18 protein-coding genes and 1 pseudogene are annotated in these 23,054 nt (G+C 56.2%); 7 read left to right on the top strand and 12 right to left on the bottom strand.

Annotated features, from left to right (window positions below):
* Positions 1-7: 7 nt before the first annotated feature.
* Entirely contained in the window at positions 8-883 is an 876-nt protein-coding gene (locus tag J2I47_RS08215; protein WP_207364080.1) for a cation diffusion facilitator family transporter, read from the bottom strand.
* An 84-nt stretch (positions 884-967) separates the two neighbouring features.
* On the opposite strand from J2I47_RS08215, the gene J2I47_RS08210 reads away from it, so the two are divergent.
* From J2I47_RS08210 to J2I47_RS08195, 4 genes are all read left to right on the top strand, one after another.
* Positions 968-1,252: a hypothetical protein gene (locus J2I47_RS08210; RefSeq protein WP_207364079.1), complete on the top strand. Its 285-nt coding sequence runs from the start codon at positions 968-970 to the stop codon at positions 1,250-1,252.
* A 179-nt stretch (positions 1,253-1,431) separates the two neighbouring features.
* Positions 1,432-2,538, top strand: coding sequence for an MBL fold metallo-hydrolase (locus J2I47_RS08205; protein ID WP_207364078.1), 1,107 nt, complete (start codon positions 1,432-1,434; stop codon positions 2,536-2,538).
* A 200-nt stretch (positions 2,539-2,738) separates the two neighbouring features.
* Positions 2,739-3,551, top strand: a complete 813-nt coding sequence (locus J2I47_RS08200) for an MbnP family protein (protein WP_207364077.1) — start codon at positions 2,739-2,741, stop codon at positions 3,549-3,551.
* Positions 3,548-4,672 (top strand): cytochrome-c peroxidase, encoded by a 1,125-nt coding sequence (locus J2I47_RS08195; protein ID WP_229374412.1) that lies wholly within the window; start codon positions 3,548-3,550, stop codon positions 4,670-4,672. Before J2I47_RS08200 ends, J2I47_RS08195 begins: the two co-directional genes overlap by 4 nt.
* A gap of 4 nt (positions 4,673-4,676) precedes the next feature.
* On the opposite strand, the gene J2I47_RS08190 is transcribed toward J2I47_RS08195, so the two are convergent.
* Entirely contained in the window at positions 4,677-4,889 is a 213-nt protein-coding gene (locus tag J2I47_RS08190) for a hypothetical protein (protein WP_207364076.1), read from the bottom strand.
* 209 nt (positions 4,890-5,098) lie between these two features.
* Between J2I47_RS08190 and J2I47_RS08185 the strand changes: the two genes are divergently transcribed.
* Positions 5,099-5,488: a c-type cytochrome gene (locus tag J2I47_RS08185; RefSeq protein ID WP_207364075.1), complete on the top strand. Its 390-nt coding sequence runs from the start codon at positions 5,099-5,101 to the stop codon at positions 5,486-5,488.
* Between the two features lie 114 nt (positions 5,489-5,602).
* Here the strand turns inward: J2I47_RS08185 and rlmB are convergent.
* The 3 genes and pseudogenes from rlmB to J2I47_RS08170 form a co-directional block, all read right to left on the bottom strand.
* Positions 5,603-6,340, bottom strand: a pseudogene (gene rlmB, locus J2I47_RS26985) (23S rRNA (guanosine(2251)-2'-O)-methyltransferase RlmB); the annotation flags it as partial.
* Between the two features lie 389 nt (positions 6,341-6,729).
* Positions 6,730-8,121 carry a GWxTD domain-containing protein gene (locus J2I47_RS08175; protein ID WP_207364073.1) on the bottom strand — a complete coding sequence of 464 codons (1,392 nt, stop codon included), beginning with the start codon at positions 8,119-8,121 and terminating at the stop codon, positions 6,730-6,732.
* A gap of 280 nt (positions 8,122-8,401) precedes the next feature.
* Positions 8,402-10,309: a YgiQ family radical SAM protein gene (locus J2I47_RS08170; RefSeq protein WP_229374411.1), complete on the bottom strand. Its 1,908-nt coding sequence runs from the start codon at positions 10,307-10,309 to the stop codon at positions 8,402-8,404.
* A gap of 144 nt (positions 10,310-10,453) precedes the next feature.
* Here J2I47_RS08170 and J2I47_RS08165 point away from each other — a divergent pair, with 144 nt between their 5' ends.
* The gene (locus tag J2I47_RS08165) at positions 10,454-11,221 is read left to right on the top strand and encodes a class I SAM-dependent methyltransferase (RefSeq protein ID WP_207364072.1); all 768 of its coding nucleotides are present in this window, start codon (positions 10,454-10,456) and stop codon (positions 11,219-11,221) included.
* A 109-nt stretch (positions 11,222-11,330) separates the two neighbouring features.
* Here the strand turns inward: J2I47_RS08165 and J2I47_RS08160 are convergent, their stop codons facing one another.
* From J2I47_RS08160 to J2I47_RS08150, 3 genes are all read right to left on the bottom strand, one after another.
* Positions 11,331-13,055 (bottom strand): GMC oxidoreductase, encoded by a 1,725-nt coding sequence (locus J2I47_RS08160; RefSeq protein ID WP_207364071.1) that lies wholly within the window; start codon positions 13,053-13,055, stop codon positions 11,331-11,333.
* Positions 13,056-13,118: 63 nt separating this feature from the next.
* Entirely contained in the window at positions 13,119-14,411 is a 1,293-nt protein-coding gene (locus J2I47_RS08155) for a hypothetical protein (protein ID WP_207364070.1), read from the bottom strand.
* Positions 14,412-14,454: 43 nt separating this feature from the next.
* Complete coding sequence (locus J2I47_RS08150) at positions 14,455-16,926, bottom strand: DUF2339 domain-containing protein (RefSeq protein WP_207364069.1); 2,472 nt, start codon at positions 16,924-16,926, stop codon at positions 14,455-14,457.
* A gap of 134 nt (positions 16,927-17,060) precedes the next feature.
* On the opposite strand from J2I47_RS08150, the gene J2I47_RS08145 reads away from it, so the two are divergent.
* Positions 17,061-18,515, top strand: coding sequence for a Gfo/Idh/MocA family protein (locus J2I47_RS08145; RefSeq protein ID WP_207364068.1), 1,455 nt, complete (start codon positions 17,061-17,063; stop codon positions 18,513-18,515).
* Positions 18,516-18,801: 286 nt separating this feature from the next.
* Here J2I47_RS08145 and J2I47_RS08140 read toward each other — a convergent pair whose 3' ends face one another.
* From J2I47_RS08140 to J2I47_RS08125, 4 genes are all read right to left on the bottom strand, one after another.
* A complete protein-coding gene (locus J2I47_RS08140) occupies positions 18,802-20,085 on the bottom strand; it encodes an OmpA family protein (RefSeq protein WP_207364067.1) in 1,284 nt (427 codons plus the stop codon).
* Positions 20,086-20,237: 152 nt separating this feature from the next.
* A complete protein-coding gene (locus J2I47_RS08135; RefSeq protein WP_207364066.1) occupies positions 20,238-21,161 on the bottom strand; it encodes a YsnF/AvaK domain-containing protein in 924 nt (307 codons plus the stop codon).
* A gap of 139 nt (positions 21,162-21,300) precedes the next feature.
* The gene (locus tag J2I47_RS08130; protein WP_207364065.1) at positions 21,301-22,338 is read right to left on the bottom strand and encodes a YrzE family protein; all 1,038 of its coding nucleotides are present in this window, start codon (positions 22,336-22,338) and stop codon (positions 21,301-21,303) included.
* A gap of 304 nt (positions 22,339-22,642) precedes the next feature.
* Positions 22,643-22,978, bottom strand: a complete 336-nt coding sequence (locus J2I47_RS08125) for a hypothetical protein (RefSeq protein ID WP_207364064.1) — start codon at positions 22,976-22,978, stop codon at positions 22,643-22,645.
* Positions 22,979-23,054 lie beyond the last annotated feature (76 nt).

Below are 23,054 nucleotides of genomic sequence, written 5' to 3'. Positions count from 1 at the left end.
ACACTCTTCAATCAATTTCCAGCGTGGCGTGGGTGATACCCTGGTGTTCAAGCTCGTGGCGGACGGTCTTGCGGATGGCCGTGATCTGGTCATTGGTAAGGCCGGGCTGGAGCACAAGGTGAGCCGTGAGGGCGTTTTCGGTGGTGCTCATGGCCCAGATATGTACATGGTGTACGCGTTCGACCCCCGCCACCGCCGCGATGTCGGCCTGCACATCGGCAAGGTCGATGTTGGTTGGCACTCCGTCGAGGCTGAGGCGGAGACTGTCGGTAAGCAGTCGCCAGGTGCCAACCAGAATCACGACGGCCACAATGAGACCCATCACGGGGTCGAGCCAAAACCAGTTGGTGTAGCCGATCACCACGCCCGACACCACCACCCCCACCGATACGAGGGCATCGGACAGCAGATGCAGATAGGCTCCGCGCATGTTGAGGTCGTGGTCTTTCTGGCGGAAAAACAGCAGTGCCGACGCCGCATTGATCACGATACCCAACGCCGCCACCCACGCCACAATACCCCCCGCCACGGGCTCGGGCTGCCGGAACCGCTGCACACTTTCGAGCAAAATACCGCCCACGGCTACCAGCAGCAACACCGCGTTGGCAAGCGAGGCGAGCACGGTGCTTTTGCGATAACCATACGTAAAAGTCCGGCTCGATTTCACCTTCGCCAGCCGAAATGCCAGCAGCGACAGCAATAGCCCCGCCACGTCGGACAGGTTATGCCCGGCGTCGGCCATCAGGGCCAGTGACTGGGTGTAGAGGCCCATGCCAAACTCGACGATAACGTATACGATATTGAGCACCGCGCCGATGATCAGCGTTCGGTTGACGGTGGTGATAGCGGGCGCGTGGTGGTCGTGAGCGTGGTCGTGCGGCATTAAAGAGAGGCGAATTTTAAAACAAAGATGGGTAAATTGGCTTTTGTAATCAGCCTCATTTGCCCAATTCGCGTTTTATAATCTATGTCGAAAAAAGCCAATACGTATGTGTCGCCTGATGGCCGGGTGGTGGGCTGGCGCTGGTTTCGGGTGCCCGCCGTGCTATGGCTCATCGTGGTGGGGTCTGCCCTCACGGCCCTTGCCCTGATGGGTCGCGTAGGGTATCTGCTGGCCCGCCGAGGCCCCATTCAACCCGGCGACGATTTCAACCTAACGGTCTTCGTGCTACTCCTCAGCGGTGCCGGTGCATTAGTGTTTAGCTTCGTCGTTTTTATGCTGGCCCGCCCCGAAGAGCCTGACAACCAGTAGAATCTGTTGCCCACAAATTTTGCCTGAATGCTCAGAGCGTGTTGGTGGGCGACATGGCTACAAAAAATCACTTCAGCCCTTGAATGTTGCTGCAACTAACTGTTGCGCTCAAGTTAAACCGACATAGTCTCAACAAATACAGCAGGCGCTACCGCAGTCCGGCCCGTACCTTTGGGGTCATGAATCGCCTGAAACGTATTATGCTGATTGTACTAGCTGTGGTGGTGGTGCTGGCCCTGGGTGGCTGGTTGTTTATGCAAACGGCCGTGTTTGGCTCTGCTCCGGCCGCCGACCGGCTGCAACGGGTACAAGCCTCAAAAAATTTCCGCGACGGGTCATTTCAGAACGTCGATCCCACCGACGTCATGCGCCGCGAGGCCTCTTACTGGGTCATGCTTGGCGACAATTTCAACAAGCCCGCCGACGTGGAGCCCAAACAGCCGTTGCCCTCCGTCAAAACGGACCTGACCACCCTCACCGACACGGCCACGAGCATTGTCTGGTTCGGTCATTCGTCGTACCTCATCAAGTCGGGCAAAACCACGGTATTGGTCGATCCGGTGTTTTCGGGCCACGCCTCGCCGGTGTCTTTTTTTGGCAAGGCTTTTCCCGGCACTAACGTGTACACCACCGCCGACATGCCGCCTATCGACCTGCTCATTATCACCCACGATCATTACGACCACCTCGACTACGAAACGATGGTAGCCCTGCGCGACAAGGTAAAACGTGTAATAACTTCGCTTGGCGTGGGTGCCCACCTGGAGCGCTGGGGGTATGACCCTACCCGCATCACTGAGCTCGACTGGGATGAGTCGGTTGATCTGTCGGAGGGATTTTCGGTCACGGCGGTACCGGCAAGGCACTTTTCAGGGCGGGGTATCAAACGCGGACAATCCCTCTGGAGCGCCTTTGTGCTGGATCTGAACGCGCAACGACTATTTCTCGGTGGTGACTCGGGCTACGGACCGCACTTCGCCAAGATTGGTCGGGAACACGGTCCGTTCGATTTCGCCCTGCTCGAATGCGGGCAGTATGGCCGCGACTGGCCCAGCATCCACATGTTTCCCAACGAGGTGCCGCAGGCGGCCCGCGACCTCAATACCCGCGTGCTGATGCCCGTACACTGGGCTAAATTCGCCCTGGCTTTCCACCCCTGGCACGAACCCATCCGGCTCCTTACCCAAGCCTGGCACCCCACCGACGCCATGCAACTCACCACCCCAAAAATTGGGGAGCCCGTGGTATTGGGCAAACCGTTGCCAACTAGCCGATGGTGGGAGTAAAAGGGGAATGTAAAATGTAAAATGGCTTCGCGCTCTAGGCCCTTCGACAGGCTCAGGGTGACAGGAAACTTGAATCAACTTAGGATACTTTCTTATTTGCCTGTCACCCTGAGCTTGTCGAAGGGCACGTAGCGCGAAGCCATTTTACATATTACATTCCCCTTTCAGCGTTATCATATTGGTATAAAACACAACCCGCTATGCGCCGTCTTTACTTCGTTATTCTGCTGCTGGTTTTGCTGGCTGCCTGCAAGTCAACCACCGTCGATCAGCAGGTGGGGGCGGTCAATATGTCGTTTGTTCACCAGGTGAACGGCAGTCCGTTAACGCTCAACACAACCACGTACACTAACAAGTCGGGCGAAGCATTTACGATCTCTAAGTTTGATTACTTCATCAGCAACATCCGCCTCATTCGTGCCGACGGATCGGCATATACAGTGCCGCAGGACGACAGTTATTTTCTTATCCGCAGCAACGACCCTACCTCGCAAACGTTCACGCTGACAGGTGTCCCGGCGGGTGATTACGCCCAAATCGAATACATGGTGGGAGTCGACAGCCTGCGCAACACCGCCGATATCAGCAGACGGAAGGGGGTGCTCGACCCCGGCAGCAGCCACACCAGCGGTATGTACTGGGACTGGAACACGGGCTATATTCATCTGAAACTGGAAGGCACCTCGCCCGCTGCACCCGTTGATGCCACCGGCGCCCGGAATTTCCGGTACCATATCGGCCTGTTCGGTGGCTACCAGTCCAAAACGATTAATAATCTCCGCACCGTTCGGGTGCCGTTGGGAATCAGCACGGGGACCAGCCGACTGTCGGTCGGTCCAAACCTGCGTACCACGCTCCAGATCATTGCCGACGCCGGTAAGCTCTTCGACGGACCGACGCCGTTTAAAATTGCGGATTACCCCGACGTGATGGTGTCGCCATTTTCGGGCAATGTCGCCAACAACTACGCGACTATGTTCTCGTTTGGTTTCTCATCGGCAGTATCGCAATGAAAGGCATACCAAATTTCTGGATGGCCCTCGCCACCCAACGCCAACCGGCTACGGGTTTGCTGTTGTGCCTGAGTTTGGGTATCTGGCTGGCGGTTTCGTGTAAACATTCGGCTGGTGATGAGGCTGTTGTGCCCACACAGCCTGCCTTCACAACCACACCTTATCCGTGGAAAAAGCCCGCTAATTTTCCTGATCCGGTCTATGATCTGACCAAAAATCCGCTCACCGTCGAGGGTGTCGCGCTGGGAAAAGCCCTGTTCTACGACGCCTCGCTGTCTAAAGACGGGACCATCACCTGCGCCTTTTGTCACTCGCCCTATACTGCCTTTGCCCATACTGACCACCCCGTTAGTCACGGTATCCGCGATCAGCAGGGCAACCGTAACGTGCCGGGTATTTTCAACGTGGCATGGGGAAAAACCTTCTTCTGGGACGGTGGCGTTACAGACCTCGATCTGCTACCTATTGCGCCCATCCAGAACCCCGTCGAGATGGGTGAGACGATGAGCAATGTGTTGCAAAAAGTGCAGCGCAGCAGTCGTTACCGCCCGCTTTTTCAGGCGGCTTATGGCTCCGACACCGTCACGACAGAGCGGTTTCTGAAGTCGATTTCGCAGTTTTTGCTGACGATGGTGTCGGCCAATTCGCCCTACGACAAGTACGTGCGGAAAGAAGCCGGGGCCAGCCTGACCGATGCCGCCGGGCGGGGTATGGTGCTGTTTCAGGCCAACTGTGCGGGTTGCCACGCGGGGGCCTTGTTTACCGACGGGCAATACCGCAACAACGGCCTGCCGCGCCTGACCAACGCGAAAATTGACGACCGGGGCCGGGCGATGATCACCGCACAGGACGCCGACAAGTATACATTTAAGGTGCCGAGCCTGCGCAACGTCGAGCGCACGTTCCCGTACATGCACGATGGCCGTTTTCAGACGCTGGAGCAGGTGGTGAACCACTACGCCGCCGGTATTCAGGATAACCCACAGCTAGACCCGCTGTTGAAGAAAAACGGTCGGATCGGCCTATCGCTTACCGCCGCCGAACAAGCTGATCTGGTTCAGTTTCTGCGTTCGCTAACTGATTCTGAGTTCATCACAAACCCCGAATTTCAACCCCGGTAAGTGCTTAATTTCCGCCTTTAACTGATTCATAATCAGATTTGATCCGACCCATTGTCTGTGCCAGAAACGTCTGTAGCTGCTGGTTGAAATCGGCTTTTTCGTCGTCAGGCAACGAAGCGTAAAGGTCCTTAAGCTCCTGGTTAATGGCAGCCCGCTCCTGGGGTGTAGCGGCGTTGATAGACCGCAGGTGATACGGTTTGAAGTCGTAGGTTTTCATGTCGGAGAAACGGGACGGTACCAGCCTGAGTTCAACGATCAGATTTTAGGCGTTCACTAAACCTTTTGGGTAAAAATGGGTCATATTAACGTTTGAAGAGAGTAGGCTCACCAATAAGTAGTGATTGCGCCGCCTGCCCTACCTTTACAGTCCATTCGTTTTCTACAACCAATTGCTTGTTTAACCCATTTGCCAATCAATCGTTTCTGATGAAAAAAACGTTAGGCTTCCTTCTCGCCACTGCCAGTTTGGCCACGGCATCGTTTACGGCACAGGCGCAGGACAACATTCCTGACGACATGAAAGCCCTGATGACAAAATACACCTGTATTGCCTGCCATCGGGTAGACGTCAAGTTGGTTGGCCCAGCTTACAAGGACGTTGCTAAGCGAAACTACACCGACGCTCAGATTGTCGAATTGATCTATAACCCCAAGCCATCCAACTGGCCGGGCTACATTGCTATGGCCCCTATGAAGCAGGTGCCCAAAGAAGACGCTACCAAGCTAGCCTCCTGGATCAACACCCTCGACGGCACCGCCGGCCCAGCCAAAGGCGGAGCCAAGAAAGGTAGCTCTAAGAAAGGGAAGAAAGCGTAAACTGATTTACGATGTACGAATGACGAATTACGATTTATTGCTGACGCGTCAGCCTGCACTGGCGTAAGCTGACGCGTCAGCAAAAATCGTAATTCGTCATTCGTACATCGTAAATCAGTTTACACTCCGTTGCCGCACTACTTCATAAAGCATTACCCCAGTGGCGACGGAGACGTTGAGGGAGCCGACGGTGCCCAGCAGGGGAATCTTGATGTGGCCGTCGACGGCGCGGAGGATTTCGGGCGAAATGCCGTCTTCTTCCGACCCCATCACGATGGCCAACGGACCCGTGAGGTCGTTGTTGAGCGTGTACAGATCGCGGTGCGATTTTTCGGTACAGGCTACCACCTGCACACCCGACTTTTGGAGAAACGCAATGGTATCAACCAGGTCGAATTCGCGGCAGACTGAAATGTGGTTCAGCGCGCCCGACGACGTTTTCATGGCGTCGGAGTTGATAGCCGCCGACCCTTTTCCGGGAATAACAATACACTGAACGCCAGCGCATTCGGCAGTTCGGGCAATGGCTCCGAAGTTGCGCACGTCGGTAATGCGGTCGAGCAGGAGCAGGAACGGCGTTTCGCCACGCTCGTGCACGTCGGCCATCACGTTCGAGAGCTTGACGTAGGTCACGGCGGCCACTAAGCAGACCACACCCTGGTGATTCTTGCGCGTTAGCCGGTTGAGTTTATCTACGGGCACCCGCTGAATCGTGACGCGGTTCTGAAACGCCAGATTTTGAATGTCGGGGTTACTCAGCCCAATCTCCATGTACAGTTTGTCGATCTGCTGATCAGACTTTAGCGTCTCAATCACCGACTGTATCCCATACACCATCTCTTCCGACGAAGGCCCGGTACTGTTTTCGTCTTTCGGATGATACTCCCTCTTAGGCCTGTCATTGCGATCCTGACCGGGGCGGGCGTTGTATGGTTTTTTAGGCCCGGGCCTGTCTGACGAATAACCGCCTGACCGGGGCTGATCGCGCCGGTCGCTACCCGACTGTGGGCGTTTGGGCCGGTCGTTATTGTATGGGCGGCGTTCGGGGCGGGCAGCATCATCCGCCTCAGGGCGGGGGCGCGGTTCATCAGCTTCCTGGCGAACCGACGGGCGTGACCGACCTACGGGTAACCCGCTTCGATCGGCATCGGGTTGGTCGGCTTCTGACCGGGTAAAATCGCGGGGACGGCGGGCGTCAGCTTCGTCCGACGACGAATCATCGGGACGGGTGGTGGGTTTATTTAATCGCGTATTGCGCCGGTTCTCCATGCTTCGACAATCGGAAACCATACGGGGCGGTATTCTTCGTAACGTACCAGCTCGTAATGGTCATCGACAAATTGATTTTGCTTTCTATTAAAGGTAAAATTCACTTCCGACTGGTTATTGCGGCGGTTGTAGACCCATACTTCGCGGTCTCGGCTGCGCTGCACCCGGTCGGGGGCACCCAGAATGATATAGATCATCCCCTTATCGGTTTTCCAGCCTTCTTTATAGGTGGTAAACAACTGGTTGGCTTCTTCAACCCGGCCATAATAGGCCCGGATGGCTTTTTTTGCCACATCTTCACTCCCCGACATCAGCGACAGCCAATATCGGTCCAGGGCTTTTTTTACTTCTTTTGAACTGTTCAGTTCGGCCATTTCGGTGCCCGTACTCATGTATAACAGCGGCCGGATGAGGCGTTCGGGCCGGGTCATACGTGGGAAACGGGCGTCTGTCACCACCAGGCCAATGCCCGCCACGTCGTTGGTGTCGGCCACAAAATAATACAGGCCTTCGCCGGGTAGCCGAATGGGTTCGTTGGTGCGCACAGTCATCGTGGTGTCCACTTCCAGCGTACGCGGGGCGGGCCGCTGCGACGAACTCATGGGCGGCAAGGCCGGGTCGAACTCGTGTTTGTAGCGGAAAACGGTCAGCGTCTGCGGTGTGCGGTTCACGTCGCGGATCATGATGGTGTCCTGCGTCTGGGCAAAGTTACGCAACAGGGGTTGTTGCCCGGCCCCATCGTAAACGGCAAACTGATCCGACAATTTAGCAGGCTTAAACCGCAGCGGCAGGTCATTAAGGGCTTTTTTGCCCGTCGCCGACTCCGAAATTTCGGTCAGCAAGATGGCGTTAGTTGCATTTTTGGGCCGGTTGATCGTGAACGTCAACCGCAGGTGGTCTCCCTCCCGCACCATCGATTCAGGCGTAATGGGTACGTTTCCGTAACCCAGTCGTTCGCGGTTGTTATAATCGGGGTACATGACGTAGTTGACAATAAACCGCTCCTGAAACGTCGCCACTGACATGGGCTGATTGTTGGGCTGGTTGGTCCTCACGATCAAAAACACCCGAACGCCCGTGGTGTCGATAGCCAGAAACTTGCCTTTAATCGCCGTAACAACCCACTCACTGGGCACTGGTTCAGACGTGGTGGGCGCACTGCTCATGGGCGTAGATGGCGCCGGTGCTGAGCGGGTGTTAGCTCGCGACGAGGGACGGGGTTCAGCCTGCCGCACATCACTTTGCCGCGCCGCCGTGCTGGGTGCTTCCACACGGTCGCGGGCCGTGGGCATGGGAAACTGCGGCTTCGACGGCGCACAGGCGGCCAGCAAAGCCAGTAGCAGGAGTATGTAGGAGTGACGCATGAAATCAGTTGATGGACAAGTCAGTGATCTATAAACGAATAACCGCCCTTGTTTGGTTTAGCCCGCAAGACAATACGCTTAGCAAGCCAAGTAGTGGCTAAAATTACACGCATTCGGAACGCACTGCGTACCAAATTGAGCCAGTGTAATAGATAGCAAAGGCCCAGCGGGCCGCAACCTCGGTAGAAAATAGACGTTGTCAGGGGCTTAATCAACTATACCCCTCTATTTTCTACCGAGGTTGCGGCCCGCTAGGCCTTTGCCACTCCACTCCAATCTCCTACTTCCGATACTTTCCCCCACCTTTTCTGACCTTCGCCGTCAAATTCTCCTGCGCATAGTTGGGTTGGTAGTCACCTACCAGGCGTTTGGCTAAGTCGTTGCGGTTGAGGCGGGTAAGGCGGTTTTTGATCCAGCGTTTGAACTCCGGTTTGTACCAAAAAAAGTAATTGTTCTGGTTCTGCTTTTCCTCTTTCGTCTTGGCCGTATACACCGGTTGCAGCGTGTAGGGGTGCACACCCGTGTAGTAGATCACCTCGGCTACAGTCATGGGCGTGGGCGTGAAATCCTGCACCTGCTCCAGCCGGAAGCCCAGGTCTTTGGTCTCGGCGGCGAGGTTGGCCATATCCTGCTCTTCGCAACCGGGATGCGAACTAATGAAGTACGGAATCAGGGGCTGATTGAGGTTGTGCTTGTCCTGAATCTGATCGTATTTCTCCTTAAACTTCCTGAAGTACTTGAACGACGGCTTCCGCATCACCTTCAGCGTGGCGTCTGATGTGTGTTCAGGAGCCACCTTCAGCCGACCCGACACGTGGCGCGTCACCAGTTGCTCCATGTACTCATCATGGTTGCCGTCGGCGTTGTTTTTGTTGAAATCATCGACCAGCAAATCGTACCGAACGCCGGAGCCGACAAAGGCTTTTTTGATGTCGGGGTGGGCATCTACTTTCTGGTAAATGTTCGTCAGCGGCTTGTGCGACGTATCAAGGTTCGAGCAGATGACGGGGTTGATGCAGCTTGGGGCCTGGCAACGCGCGCAGATGGATTCGTCCTTGCCCTTCATCCGGTACATATTAGCCGAGGGGCCGCCAAGGTCAGAAATGTACCCCTTGAATTCGGGGTGTTTCGCGATCTCGTCGACCTCCTTCATGATCGACTCTTCGGAGCGTGACGCCACGAACTTGCCCTGGTGCGCCGAGATGGTGCAAAAGCTGCAACCGCCGAAACAGCCCCGGTGCATATTGACCGAAAACTTGATCATGTCGTAGGCCGGAATAGGCCCGCGATTTTTGTATTTGGGGTGGGGGAGGCGCGTGTAGGGCAGATCGAACGACCGGTCCATTTCGGCTTCGTCCATGGTCTTAAACGGCGGGTTAATCACCAGCGTCCGCTTGCCCACGGGCTGCACAATCCGGTTCGCCTGCCACTTATTCGACTCTACTTCGACGATTTTGAAGTTGGCCGCGTACCTGATTTTGTCCTGCAAACACACCTCATGACTCGCCAGGGCCACCGTGCTCCAGGTTTCATGCTCCGGCACCGATGGCACATTGTCCATGTATGCGATCTGATTCACGTCGCGGATTTCGTTCAGGGGCACGCCGCTTTTCACCAGCCGCAGAATCTCGCGCAGGGGTTGTTCGCCCATGCCATACACGAGTAGGTCGGCCCCGGAATCTTCCAGGATCGTGGGCATCAGGCGGTCCTGCCAGTAGTCGTAATGCGTGACGCGCCGGAGCGAGGCTTCAATACCGCCGATGAGCACGGGCACGTCGGGGTAGATGTCTTTGAGGATTTTGGTATAGACCGTGGTGGCATAGTCGGGCCGGAAACCCGCCTCCCCACCGGGCGTGTAGGAGTCGTTGGACCGCAGGCGTTTGTTGGCCGTATAGTGGTTCACCATCGAGTCCATGCAGCCGGCCGTAACGCCGAAGAAATACTTCGGACGGCCAAACTTCTTGAAATCGCGAAGGTCGTCGCGCCAGTTGGGCTGCGGGATGATGGCCACCCGAAAGCCCTCACTCTCAATGATACGCCCAATGACGGCGGTGCCAAACGAGGGGTGGTCTACGTAGGCATCGCCCGAAACCAGGATCACGTCTACATCGTCCCAGCCCCGCTGTTCGACCTCTTTCTTCGTAATGGGCAACCAATGAGTAATGGGCCGTTCGCGAATTGTAATCATAGTACAAAAATAACAGGTGTGGGCCACAGAGTTACACGGAGGTGGCACGGAGTTGCACAGAGGCTATGGTCTAACAAAACTCTGTGCAACTCCGTGCCACCTCCGTGTAACTCTGTGGCCCACACCTGTTATTTTTGCGTTATTATGTACAAGACCACCGAGATCACCTCCGCCGACATTGCGTCGGACAATCCCGTTCATCAGCGGCTGCTGTTTCCGTATACCGAAGCGGCCAAACGGGTGGGGGGCAATGTGCTCGAAATTGGCTGCGGATGGGGTCGGGGGCTGCACCTGCTCACCGAAGCCGCCGACCACTACACGGGCATCGACAAAAACGCCGACCTCATCAACGCCCTCGGCAAAGCCTACCCCAAGGCCAAATTCATCCAGGCCAATATTCCGCCGCTGAGTACCCTGCCCGACAACACGTTCGACTATATCGTGACGTTTCAGGTGATCGAGCACATCGAGAACGACGACCTGTTTGTGAAGGAATGCTACCGGGTGCTCAAACCGGGCGGTAAGCTGCTGCTAACCACCGTCAACAAGACGTTTTCGCTCAGTCGCAACCCCTGGCACGTGCGCGAATACGTGGCCGACGAACTCAAAAACCTGATGGGTACCTACTTCCCGACCGTGGAGACACAGGGGGTACACGGCAACGAAAAAGTGATGACCTACTACGCCCAAAACAAGGCGTCGGTGGCCAAATTCACCCGCTGGGACTTCCTCGATCTGCAACACCGCCTGCCCCGCCGCCTGCTGCAACTGCCCTACGACCTGATGAACCGGATGAACCGCAACCGCCTGCTCAACCAGGACAGTCTCGCCGCCCAAATCGACGTAACCGACTACTTCATCAGCCAAGACCCGGCCGGGAGTTTGGATTTCTTTTACACAGGAGAGAAGTGATTTACGAATTACGACTTACGATGTACGATTTTTGCTGACGCGTCAGCTTACGCCAGTGCAGGCTGACGCGTCAGCAACAAATCGTACATCGTAAGTCGTAATTCGTAAATCAAATTTCTCTTCTTCGCATCGCCTTGACGGCGTAGTCGGCGGCGCGGGCGGTGAGGGCCATGTAGGTGAGCGACGGGTTTTGGCAGGCGGAAGAGGCCATGCTCGCGCCGTCGGTGACGAACACGTTTTTCACGGCGTGCATCTGATTCCACTTGTTCAACACCGACGTTTTTGGGTCGCGGCCCATGCGGGCGGTACCCATTTCGTGGATAGCCAGGCCCGGTGCCTGATGGTTGTCTGAAGCCCCTAAAACAGTCAGGCCCGCCGCTTCCAGCATTTGCTGAGCCTGCTCCACGGCGTCTTTGGTCATCTTGTCTTCGTTGTCGCCCCAGCTACAGTCAATGTCCAGCGTGGGCATACCCCACCCATCTTTTTTGTCGTGGTTTAGGCTAACGTGGTTTTCGTAGCGCGGCAGCATTTCGCCCATCGCCGTGAGGCCAAACGTCCAGCGGCCGGGCCTGGTAAGCTCATTTTTGAAATCGGCCCCGAAACCGTCCATGCCACTGCCCCGACCCCAGCCTTCGCGCCCGGCGCTGCCCGAATAGGCATAACCCCGGATGAAATCGGTTTGCTTGTCGCCCCCCAGGTTGCGGAAACGCGGCACATATACGCCCGTGGGGCGGCGGCCATAGTAGTATTCGTTGTCGTATTTATTGCCCTCATACACCCCATAGGCCCTGCCCCGGTAGTTGTGGTCCATGAGGTTGTGGCCCAACTGCCCGCTGTCGTTGCCCAGCCCGTTGGGGAATCGCGTCGACGTTGAGTTCATCAGGATCAGGGCCGTATTGAGCGTGGCGGCGTTAACAAAGATGATCCGGGCATAGAACTCGGTCATCGCCTTGGTGTTCGTGTCGATCACGCGGACGCCCGTAGCTCTTCCTTTCGTTTCGTCATAAATGATGGAATGCACCACCGAAAATGGCCGGACGGTGAGCTTGCCGGTGGCGGCAGCAGCGGGTAGCGTGGCCGAGTTGCTGCTGAACGCCGCGCCGTAGGGACAGCCCCGCCCGCACCAGTTGCGCGACTGGCAGTTGGCGCGGCCCACCGCCGTGTGCTGCGGCATGGCTTTGGATAGGTTGGCCGTACGGCTGATAATCAGGTGCCGACCGGGATGGGTCTTTTTCCACGATTCCTTCACCCCTTTTTCCAGGCACATCAGATCAAAGGGAGGCAGAAATTCACCGTCGGGCAGGGAGGGGATGCCGTCTTTGTTGCCCGAAATACCCGCGAACTTTTCCACGTAGCTATACCAGGGGGCAATGTCGTCGTAGCGGATGGGCCAGTCGATGCCCACACCGTCGCGGGCGGGGTCAGTGAAATTCTGCGGACCCCAGCGTTGCGTCCAGCGCGCCCACATCATCGACTTGCCCCCTACCTGATAGCCCCGCACCCAGTCGAAGGGTTTGGTTTGCCCGTAGGGGTGGTCGGCGTCTTTAATGAAAAAATCGCCCGTAAACTCATTGTAGGCATACCCCACTTTGCTCTGAATGGGGTTGGCTTCGATTTTGGCATCGGGGTAACGGCCACGGTGGGGCACTTCCCACGGGGCCAGCATCGTAGTGGGGTAATCGACGATATGCTCGATGGGTCGGCCACGCTCCAGTACAAGGGTGCGTAAGCCTTTCTGGGTTAATTCTTTAGCCGCCCAACCGCCCGAAATGCCGGAGCCAATCACAATGGCGTCGTAGGTTTGCCTGGCGGTGGCGTCGATGTTCAGGTTCATGGGATAATTGGTTGGTAAGGCAGAACAAAATACCCACTTTAAATGGTGTCAAAAAGCCGCTATCTATCCTTTATGCTCGCCCATTTTGCCCAACATCTGGTAGCTCATGCTAATCAGCCACAGTAATAGTGCACCCATAGCCAGCCACAGCACATAGGGCGGAACCATCCGGAAAGGCCCGCCACCAGGGGCATCGGGGTCAACAACTGCCCCGACCGTAGCGACCGGCAACGTGGGTGGAATCTTAGCTTTGAAATAGGCCAGGTCATATACCGGCGGAGCCGTGATTTTGTCGCCAAAGCGGAGCGTATACGTGCTGTCGGCCAGTAGTTTAGCTACGAGGTAGGTAGTGATCTGGTCAGCATTGACCGCGCTGATGTGCAGGGGTGGGTCGTCGGCGTTGGCAATGCGGATGCAGAGTTTTTCGGTGAGTACGCTCGGTAGCAGCAAGGTGGTGTCGCCGGTTGAACTAAGTATGAAACCCACCTCCGGCTCGAACGACCGTTCCACTCGCTTCTGGCCCCGCCTGTGGGTAACGGTCTGCGTAAACACCTGACCAAATTCGGCCCGCCGACGAAAGAGCGTGGGGCTGCTCACCCGGATATTGAGCCGATCGATGCGGGCGGGAACGGGACGGTCGATGAACAGGTACGTATGGTGGTCGCTACTGTCGCGCTGGGTGAACCGCAAACCGGCAATAGGTGTATACTGCGCTGCCGACGAAGGCCTTTGCTCATGGCTACCCACCCGAATAATATTAAGCGGAGCCATAGGTTTTGCCACTGTGGATGCGACCCCCGTGGATACGGACGCTGTCGGTCCGGCTGACGTTGAGTCAGTTAGTTGCAGCCGGAGGTAAGGGTAGTCGGTGAGCGGAAACGAGATCGTTTCGGTGTAGGTGGTTGTGGTGGCACTGCTCCTGCCACCCAGCACGATGTTGTTGTCGAGGGCATACCAGGTGGTACCGTCCGGGCTGCCACTGAGCGAAGCCGACTGCTGCACGTCGGTGTTGCCAATGACCAGGCTCATAGCCCGGATGGGCCGTTTGTCGGGTCGTTTTATTGTCAGGGTGCTTACGTGGGCCGCGCTTGTTTTCTCAATAATTGTAAACGGTAAAAAGGCTGTGCCTGTGCCACCGGCCCCGGTCTGACGCACCAGCAGATAGGGGATTTCGTGCCGCTGTCCGTCGTACAAACGCAGATCACCCAGCCGGTAATTCAGTCGCCCCACCACTTCGCTCGACAGATTAATGCGCTGATAACCAGTTGCTTTTGCTGCCTTTACGTCGGCATCGTAATAAAACGACTGAGCGAAAACGGGGGTAGAGAAAAGGAGAAAGATGAGGATCGTTTTCATAGCGGGATTACCCTACCCCCGACCGATTCGGCTGGGGGTGGGGTCACATCACAAGTTTCTTGATACGCTGATACATAAATGAGATAATGAGCAGGATGGCCCCCAGCGAGATGAAGGCAATGATGCGGCCCCCTTCGGAGATGCCCCGGATGTCGTAGAAAAACAGCTTCGCCAGGGTCAGCGCAAACAGGCCGAGCGAGAGGACGCGGTAGGTGCGGTTGCGGCGCACCAGGCCCACGTACATGAATGCAAACGCACAGACGCCCCAGAGGATAGGCAGGCCTACCTTGATGATCTGGCGGATCAGCGCGTTGTAATCGTCCGTGAAAACGGCCTGTTGCGTGGGCGTGTGAACCACGTCGCTACCGGCAAAATGAACGGCTAATACGTTGGCACAGAGCACCCAGCTAAGGCTGAAGACGACGGTAAATACCAGAAACCACGGCCAGGCAGTTTCCAGCGCGGGGGCGGTGGGTGTCAGTTGTGGTTTGGTTCGGAAGAGGAAATACAGGATACCCGCCACCGCCAGTAGGTTGACGTATTGAAAAGGGAATCCCACGCGGGTTGGCTCGGTACCGGTGAAGTAGGCATACAGCAAATCGGGTACCACGGGAGCAAGGCTGAACATATAATATCCCACCGCCAGCACCCCCAGCACGGCGGCAGCCCCCAGCCGCGGCAGGGTAGCAAACCGCTGCACGACGGCCAGCACCGCCAGCGCCACCAGCAGGTTGTAGGTACCAAGAATCAGCAGGGTATTGGGACCAAGCCCGTAGGCCGCCACAAGCTGATAGCGCAGTTCGAGCAGACCCACCAGATAAACCGTAGCCAGCGAGGCATAGCCAATAAACGTGCGGTAGGGCGTAATGGCCAACTCACCCACCCAAAATGACATAGGTTTCTCCTGTTTCCCCAGCAGGTAATACGTACCCGCCAGTCCCGCCACAGCCAGCAGGCCCGTGATAAACGCTTTGTTGACCAATATGGGCAGCACCGTAGCCGAGTCGCCGTAGAGCGTTGTCCAGTCCATCAGCAGGCTAATCGCCATGAGTACCAGCACAATAACCGAGGCCGTAGCGGGCAGCCGCAACCCCGAGCGCTGACTTAGCCAGAGCAGGAGTACGGCTTCCAGTGCCCAGAACATGGTGATGTAATTGCCTTCCAGTTGCACCGGAATGGTCAGGCTCACAAACGTGATCACCAGCCCAATCAGCAAATACAGCAGCGTGGTATCGGCCGAGCGGCGAAACAACAGGGCGGCGTAGCCGAAATTGATCGCCCCCAGCGCAATCGTAAATAGCCCCTGATAGGCCCCCTTGTCGATGTGCGCCAGGACGGCCATGCCCGCCGTGTAGTACAGCGCCGTATTGCTTAGAAACAGGGAGATGTCCACCGCCGTAAACGTCGATTCGGAACGGAGGCGGTCGAAGAGATTACGGACCACAAACACAGCGTAGAACAGGCTGGCAAACACCAGCGCACCCACATACGGTGGGTTGGGTACCGGGCTTAGCACCTCGGCCGAGAGCCACGCACCAAACAGCAGTACCGTAGCCACATAGGCCACCCAGTGCACCAGGGGCCACTTCTTAAACGCCGACAACACCAGCATGCCCACATCGAGGATAAGGATATACGTGAGCAGTACCACGTAATTGCCCTGCCCGCTGCTGACCATAAACGGGGTGGCAAACCCACCAATCAGCGACATCACGGCCAGTTCCACGCGGTTGTAGGCAATGGACAGGGTTACGGCAAAACCCGTGATGACCACCATGATGGCAAAGGTCGTTGTCTGACCCAAAATCTTATAATCGGAGAAGGCAATGGCGATGGTGAAGTAGAGCACCGACAAGCCCCCCGCCACCAGCACCGAACTGAACGCCGCAAACCGGTCGCGAAGGCGGTGTGCCACAGCCAGCAAGGCCCCTCCGGCCAGCACGCCGATGAGCACCCGGCCTATTTCGCCGACCCACTCCTGGGCAATGGCAAAGCGCACGAAGTAGCCAATGCCCGCCACCAGAATGGCAATGCCGATTTTGTTGATGAGGTTCTCGCCGATGAACTTCTCCATGTCGGGGTTTTCGGCCAGGAACCGCGCAAACCAGCCCGGTCCCGCCTCCACAGGTGGAGCAACGGGCGGATTCAGCAGTGAGGGGTCCAGCAGGTTCTTTTTGGGCGCAACGGGTGTTTCGGGCGCAGCAATAGACAGGACGGGTTCCAGATCGGCGGCAGGCACGGGCGGCGCGGGGATGACCGGCGGCGGTACGGCAGCAGGCACGGGTGGAGTTACCGCTGGTTTTGGTGGCTCGTACTCGCTGGCGTAAGGCGTTGCGGGGGGGGTGGGCAATACAACGGGTGGGGTGGTGGCCGACACGGGTACGTTGCCCAGCAGGTGATTACGCAGTTGCAGCAGGTCGTTGTGCTGCTGCTCGAAAAGGGCTTTCAGGGCAACGAACTTCTGATTGATAAACAGAAACAAACCAATCAGAATCAGGATGTAAAGTGATTCCATGGGGCAAAGAGTCAGGATGGTGGCAGAAGAGGTAACGCGGCAAAGATGAGTAATTCACGCACATACGCAACTCATTGTTTAGTAGTGGGTAAGTACCCCCTTTTTTACGCTTTTCCCGGAAACCACAAATCGCCATGACACCCAGTCGCAGGACGTTTATCAAGACCCTTTCCACCGCCACAGCCCTGGCCGCTACGGGGGGTATACAAGCCGTTTTAGGCAACACGCCCCTTGTTGGCGCACCCGCCTACATCCCCAATCTGGTAGGCAACAGCCCTAACGACAAAATCCGTATTGCCACCATTGGCATGGGTATTCAGGGTAACTACGACACGATGGCCGCCCTGCGCAGCCCCGACGTGGAGCTAGTGGCCGTGTCGGATCTGTACGATGGCCGTCTGGAGCACGCCAAAACGGCCTTTGGCAAAGACAAAGAACTCTTCGCCACCCGCGATTTCCGCGAAATTCTGACCCGCCCCGACGTCGACGCCGTGCTGGTGGTAGTGCCCGACCACTGGCATGACCACATCACCATCGAGGCCCTGAAAGCGGGGAAGCACGTTTACTGCGAAAAGCCGATGGTGCAGCACATCAACGAAGGCAAACCCGTGATCGACGCCTGGAAGAAATCAGGCAAAACGATGCAGGTGGGCAGTCAGCGCATCAGCAGTTCGTCGTTTCAGGAGGCCAAGCGTATGGTGCAGGCAGGCGACATTGGGCAGATCAACTACATCGAATCGAACAACGACCGCTTCAACGCCATTGGGGCCTGGAACTACTCGGTGCCACCGGATGCCTCACTCACCACGCTGGACTGGGACCGTTTCCTGGGCGACGCCCCCAAACGGCCCTTCGACGCCAAGCGATTTTTCCGGTGGCGCAACTACAAAGATTACGGCACCGGCGTGGCGGGCGACCTGTTCGTTCACCTCATCACGGGTGTACATTTCGTGACCAATTCGCTGGGGCCAACGCGCATTTTCTCGTCGGGTAATCTGGCTTACTGGAAAGATGGCCGCGACGTGCCCGATGTAATGACGAGCGTGATGGACTACCCCAAAACCGACAACCACGAGGCCTTCCAGATGGTGCTGCGGGTGAACTTCGCCAACGCGGGCAAGATCAGCAACGTGACGCGCATCATTGGCAACGAAGGGCAGATCGAGTTTTCGGAAGACAACCTCATTCTGACCAAAAAGAAGCTGCCCGTTGCGCCAGGCTATGGCGGCTATGACAGCTATTTCACCTTCACTGAACCGGTGAAGCAGCAGTTCAAAGAGCAGTACGACGCGCAGTATCCTCAGGAAACCCGCACCGCCGAACCCGTGAAAGAAGTGCGTTTCGATGCCCCCAAGAACGAAGATGCCCACACGGCCCATTTTACCGACTTCTTCAAAAACGTGCGGCTGGGTAGTCAGGGCACCATCGAAGATCCGGTCTTCGGTTTCCGCGCCGCCGCGCCTGTGCTGGCCTGCAACGAAAGCTATTTCGACCAGAAAGTGGTGGAATGGGACCCTGTCACGATGACCAAAAAAGGGCAGCCCGTAGCCGTGGCAGGTGGCGCAAAAGGTAAAAAGAAGCGAGCCTGATCAGGATTCTGGTGTTGATGTTCTTTGTAACTGGAACTGGTTGGCTTCGGGCTTTGGTGGGCTGGCGCATGGCCCTTCGACAAGCTCAGGGTGACAGGAAACTAGAATCAGGCACCTGAACTGCATTAGATGGGCTGTCACCCTGAGCTTGTCGAAGGGCCATGCGCCAGCCCACCAAAGCCCGAAGCCAACCAGTTCCAGTTACAAAAAACATTTATTGACTAAAAAGCCGCGCTCAGCAATAGCTGGCGCGGCTTTTTAAGTAAAACAGGCATCAGTGGTGACCCTACATTTTGGTAACAATAACGTCGATGCGGCGGTTTTTCTCCCGCCCGTCCGGCGTCGCGTTTGAGGCTACTGGCTTTGAATCACCCCGTTCGCGGGTGGCAATGCGGTCGGCCGAGATACCTCCTTTGATCAGCGCTTCTTTCACCGCCTCGGCCCGCTCACCCGACAAGGGGTCGTTAATGGCGTCGTCGCCGGTGCTGTCGGTGTTGCCCTCAATCCGGATCGCTAGTGTGGGGTAGGCTTGCATGATCTGAATCAGATCGTCTACGTTAGTCCGCGCCTTATCTGTAATCCGGGCCGAATTGGTATCGAACGTCAGGTTATCGAAGGTGAATACTTTGGGCGTCTTACCGTTTTTGGCAGCCAGAAATCTGGCCAGCGAATAGTTGAATGAGTTTTCGGCTACGTTCAGTTGCCGCCCGCCGGGCAAGTCTACGCCCACCCGTACTTCCGGTTTGTTTAGCGACACAGAATCTGGCCCGTTACCGTCCAGATCGCTGGCTACTGTATCGGCCGTTACTGCCGCGCCAGCACCGTTATTTACTGGTGCCGTTGTGGTTGTGTCGGTAGTGGTTGTTGCTTTATTGTCTCCCTTACCACAGTTACGCAACAGCAAAAACAGCAACAGCATCGGCAGCAGGTACAGTAACCACCGCCACCAGGGAGTGCCCGCTGCCTGATCGTTTCTGATGGGCTGACTGACCGTTTCGGTACGTAAGGGTGTTGCCAGACGGGTTGTGTCGCCCCCGATAAACCAGCCGAGCAACGGGAGTAAAGCGGCAGGTATGGCGCTACGTACAGACTCCGAGTCTCCCCGCAGCATACTGGCGAGTTGAGATCCGGTCAGGTTCTGAGTAGTAAGTTCCCTGTGCAAAAAGCCCATCAACACCGACATAACCAGGCCGGTTATTGTGCTGGCTGAACTTGTATTGATACCGCTATGCGAAGCAATAACCTCGGGCAGTCGCTCAACGCGATCGGTGAACAGTTGCTGGAGCAGCCGATTACCCGACGCGGCGGCTTTCTGCCGGTGTTCATCCTGCCCAACCAACTGATTGACACTCGGATCGGTACTGAAGGAAGTAGTAGTTAACAGGCTGTTGAGTTTTGTGGCCCCTTCGCTTGTCGCTATCTGGTTAATGACACCCGCTGTGATAGCCGGTAGTAAGCCATCAATTGCTTTCTGGGTATGGGCGATGTCTTCACCAGTGATGCGGGCCAGGTCATTGATTGCCGGACCTGTAAAAACCGACCTCAAATGGTCGAGTAACAGAGTTGCCATATAAGCAGAATGAATGCAGGAAGAAATGAGATGATGGAACAGGTCGAAACAGGTCATATGTACCGGCCGAACTGACCTATTAGCAAAACAACGTGGCGCTTGTTGAAGGCTACCACGTTGTTTACTGGGCTGTTACTAATAGGTGTCGACGCTTACTTCGTTGAGTAAGTCACGTCGGTGTCGGTGCTCTGATCGCCGCTAGCCGGGCGGGTTGTCTGCTCGGTATTGCCCAATTGCTCAACGTCGACTTCGGTTTTGCGGACTGTGTCGCGAACCACCTCGTCGCGCTCCGATACAGTTTTCCCTACCGTGATCTCTTCAACTACGTTGGCCGTTTTCGACACCACCGCCCGTTCGGCATGTTCGGTCAATTCGATTTGGCCTTCTTTAAAGGCATCGAGGTCAGCCGTTGAGGCAGGACGGTTTACGGGGTTACGCTGCACCACTACGCGCTCTTCGCGCAGCCGCACGCTTTCTTCCACCGGCTTTTCGATAATCCGGCTCCGCAGCCGAACACCGCCGGTTTCTACTGTGCGCTTGCCCACTTCCAGATTCTCTTCGATGACTTTGAGCGTCTGATCGCCGTCGGTCACAGCCGGACGGGTGGTGTCGGTCATGTTGGCCGACGTAGCTCCGTACCCGTACTGGGCAGCACGCTCGTCTACGTCCACAGCGCCGTTATCATCCAGAATGTCGGCGGCATCTTCGGCCTCAGCCTCGGTTTGTGCGTGTACCGTTACTACTGATCCCCGCTCGGCTACAGTAGCATAACGGCGATGATCGTCGTCGTTGTCATCACCAAACAGTGAGCTAAAGAAGTTGCCAATGCTGCTGCCCACATCTTTGGTGTCGTCTACAACCTCTTCGGTCATTGTGCCCGATGTGTTGGTGTGCCGGTCTGGAATAATGGCACCGGTATTGTTGGTGCTGCCGGTCATGCCGGTGTTGCTACCTTCTGAGTCGCGGCTGGCAGATAGATCAATGTTGTCGCGGCTGATGCCTTTGTTAACAAGGGCTTCAACGGCTTGTTGGGCTTGGGTAGCATTGTCGAAAATGCCGACTACGGTAAGTGCCATGTCTGGAACTAGTTTTGGGTTGAATTGAAAAACGTTGATTTATAACGAGGGTCTACATAACAGACCGGACGTTCGGTATTGGGTAAGGTTGTGGGGCGTTGCCTGGCATTTGACAGCTGAGCCTACCCCGTTTGTGCGTTTACCGCACAGGGCGCACGGGACGGTCAAGACGGTTGTCATCGTCTTTGGAGTCGGTACCCATTTTGGCACCGTATCCTGCAGCGGCGGCGCCGAGGAGCAGGCCAAAGAACCCAAAGATGGCACCCTTTGAACCTGCCGAGGCAGCGTCGTCAGCCGTTTGGCGGGCCTTCACTTCGGCTTCTTTCTTGGTTTGCTCGAACTTGACACGGGCCTGCTCGTAGGTTTTAATCCAGTTGTCGACTGTCTGCTCCGCTTCGGCCCGGCTCTTACCGCTTCGCTTCATAACCACATTAACGGCGTCTTCCCGGTCTACACTGTTGACAGTAGCCTGCCCCTGTTTGAAAAGACGGTTAAACAAACCACCCGCAACGTCGTCGGCAGCCTGTGGATTGCTGGCGGCTTTGTCGGCGGCATTTTCGGCCTCATTGCCCGCCTGGTTGGCTTTACGCTCCAGGGTTTTTGGATTCAGGTTTGGGTCACCCGTCTGGCGCAGAATCTTGTTGGCTTCGTTTTTCAGATCGCCCAGATCCAGGTTGTCAAGATCGACACCGTTCTCTTTAAGCTGTCCTTTTACGGCATCACCAATGCCGGGTGCGGCGGCGGCGGCAGCCGAGCCTGCTGTGCTCACAATACCACCCACCAGCCTGCCTGCACCACCAATGATGCTGCCAATGGTTGTAGTGAGGAAATAGATGGTGAGCAGCGTGACCAGGCACCAAGTCAACACCCCGTGAATAATGCCGTCGAACAACCGGGGGGCACTTGCCAGCCGACCCGCCACCCAGCCGCCAAGCAACAGCGACACCAGACTGCTGATGATGTACCAGATGGCACTACCCGTACCCAATCCATCCGTTGGATTGCGCTCCTGAACGGCGTCGATGGTACCCAGACCAATGCCCAAACCCAGCAGGGTAAGCAGCATCTGTGTAACAATAGCAACCAGCACCCCGGCAAATACGGCGCTCCAAGAAATGCGCTTCATAAAATCCATCCCTCCGCTGGGACTAGTGGCGTATAACGGTTCACGTTCCATTGCTGTTTTTGGTTGATTCGTTATGTCCATCACCGGCGACTTCCAACGGGGAAATCATTACCGGTGTGGCTCTGCAAACTGGCTTGCCAAAAACCATGCTATCAAGGAAAAAGCCCCATTCCAGTTAGTTGTCTATTTATTCGACGTGTTAACTAGATTATTGGCCCGAACGCAAACGTGGTGAACCTGCCTCAGTGTTGTGGAATTATGACCAACTGCCTCTTGTGCAACCGTAGGGAACAGGGCCAGTCAACAAACGCGGGTTTATCAGTCAACGCCACCAGGCTGTTTGGTGGCGAAAAGCTTACTGGTTGCTGCTTAAAAAGGTCTTGTTGCCGTTCTTGTTGATGTAATATTTTCCTCCCCGTTCGCCGGTATAAACAACTTCTCCGTTAGGGCCTTTCTGTACTTTGTCAACGGGGGCTTTGTAGTCGGCTGGTGTTGCCCGTATTACTTTTTGAGGCGACCCGGACTGGTTAGCCGCCGAGGCATTTGATCGCTTTTCAGCCCTGGCGGCACGGGCCTTAGCCATACGCTCCTCTACCGACAGTTTACCGTCGGGCGTAGCATTCTGAGCCAGTGTATTCACTGACATAAACAGGCCGATAACCATACAGAGGAAGATTAGTGAGTTCTTCATAGCTTGAGTTGGATGATAAACTGCCGGTGAGAATTTTGGCAGTTTCTGCTAAACCAGCTACATCCCCCTAAAGGTT

This window comes from Fibrella rubiginis, assembly GCF_017353185.1.
Lineage (GTDB): Bacteria > Bacteroidota > Bacteroidia > Cytophagales > Spirosomataceae > Fibrella > Fibrella rubiginis.
Note: the sequence above shows the minus strand (reverse complement) of the source record. Positions and strands in the feature narration are given on the sequence as shown.

Excerpts from the sequence above, each read along its gene's own strand:
- J2I47_RS08215 (WP_207364080.1), bottom strand. The coding sequence starts at position 883 with ATGCCGCACGACCACGCTCACGACCACCACGCGCCCGCTATCACCACC.
- J2I47_RS08210 (WP_207364079.1), top strand. The coding sequence starts at position 968 with ATGTCGAAAAAAGCCAATACGTATGTGTCGCCTGATGGCCGGGTGGTG.
- J2I47_RS08205 (WP_207364078.1), top strand. The coding sequence starts at position 1,432 with ATGAATCGCCTGAAACGTATTATGCTGATTGTACTAGCTGTGGTGGTG.
- J2I47_RS08200 (WP_207364077.1), top strand. The coding sequence starts at position 2,739 with ATGCGCCGTCTTTACTTCGTTATTCTGCTGCTGGTTTTGCTGGCTGCC.
- J2I47_RS08195 (WP_229374412.1), top strand. The coding sequence starts at position 3,548 with ATGAAAGGCATACCAAATTTCTGGATGGCCCTCGCCACCCAACGCCAA.
- J2I47_RS08190 (WP_207364076.1), bottom strand. The coding sequence starts at position 4,889 with ATGAAAACCTACGACTTCAAACCGTATCACCTGCGGTCTATCAACGCC.
- J2I47_RS08185 (WP_207364075.1), top strand. The coding sequence starts at position 5,099 with ATGAAAAAAACGTTAGGCTTCCTTCTCGCCACTGCCAGTTTGGCCACG.
- J2I47_RS08175 (WP_207364073.1), bottom strand. The coding sequence starts at position 8,121 with ATGCGTCACTCCTACATACTCCTGCTACTGGCTTTGCTGGCCGCCTGT.
- J2I47_RS08170 (WP_229374411.1), bottom strand. The coding sequence starts at position 10,309 with ATGATTACAATTCGCGAACGGCCCATTACTCATTGGTTGCCCATTACG.
- J2I47_RS08165 (WP_207364072.1), top strand. The coding sequence starts at position 10,454 with ATGTACAAGACCACCGAGATCACCTCCGCCGACATTGCGTCGGACAAT.
- J2I47_RS08160 (WP_207364071.1), bottom strand. The coding sequence starts at position 13,055 with ATGAACCTGAACATCGACGCCACCGCCAGGCAAACCTACGACGCCATT.
- J2I47_RS08155 (WP_207364070.1), bottom strand. The coding sequence starts at position 14,411 with ATGAAAACGATCCTCATCTTTCTCCTTTTCTCTACCCCCGTTTTCGCT.
- J2I47_RS08150 (WP_207364069.1), bottom strand. The coding sequence starts at position 16,926 with ATGGAATCACTTTACATCCTGATTCTGATTGGTTTGTTTCTGTTTATC.
- J2I47_RS08145 (WP_207364068.1), top strand. The coding sequence starts at position 17,061 with ATGACACCCAGTCGCAGGACGTTTATCAAGACCCTTTCCACCGCCACA.
- J2I47_RS08140 (WP_207364067.1), bottom strand. The coding sequence starts at position 20,085 with ATGGCAACTCTGTTACTCGACCATTTGAGGTCGGTTTTTACAGGTCCG.
- J2I47_RS08135 (WP_207364066.1), bottom strand. The coding sequence starts at position 21,161 with ATGGCACTTACCGTAGTCGGCATTTTCGACAATGCTACCCAAGCCCAA.
- J2I47_RS08130 (WP_207364065.1), bottom strand. The coding sequence starts at position 22,338 with ATGGAACGTGAACCGTTATACGCCACTAGTCCCAGCGGAGGGATGGAT.
- J2I47_RS08125 (WP_207364064.1), bottom strand. The coding sequence starts at position 22,978 with ATGAAGAACTCACTAATCTTCCTCTGTATGGTTATCGGCCTGTTTATG.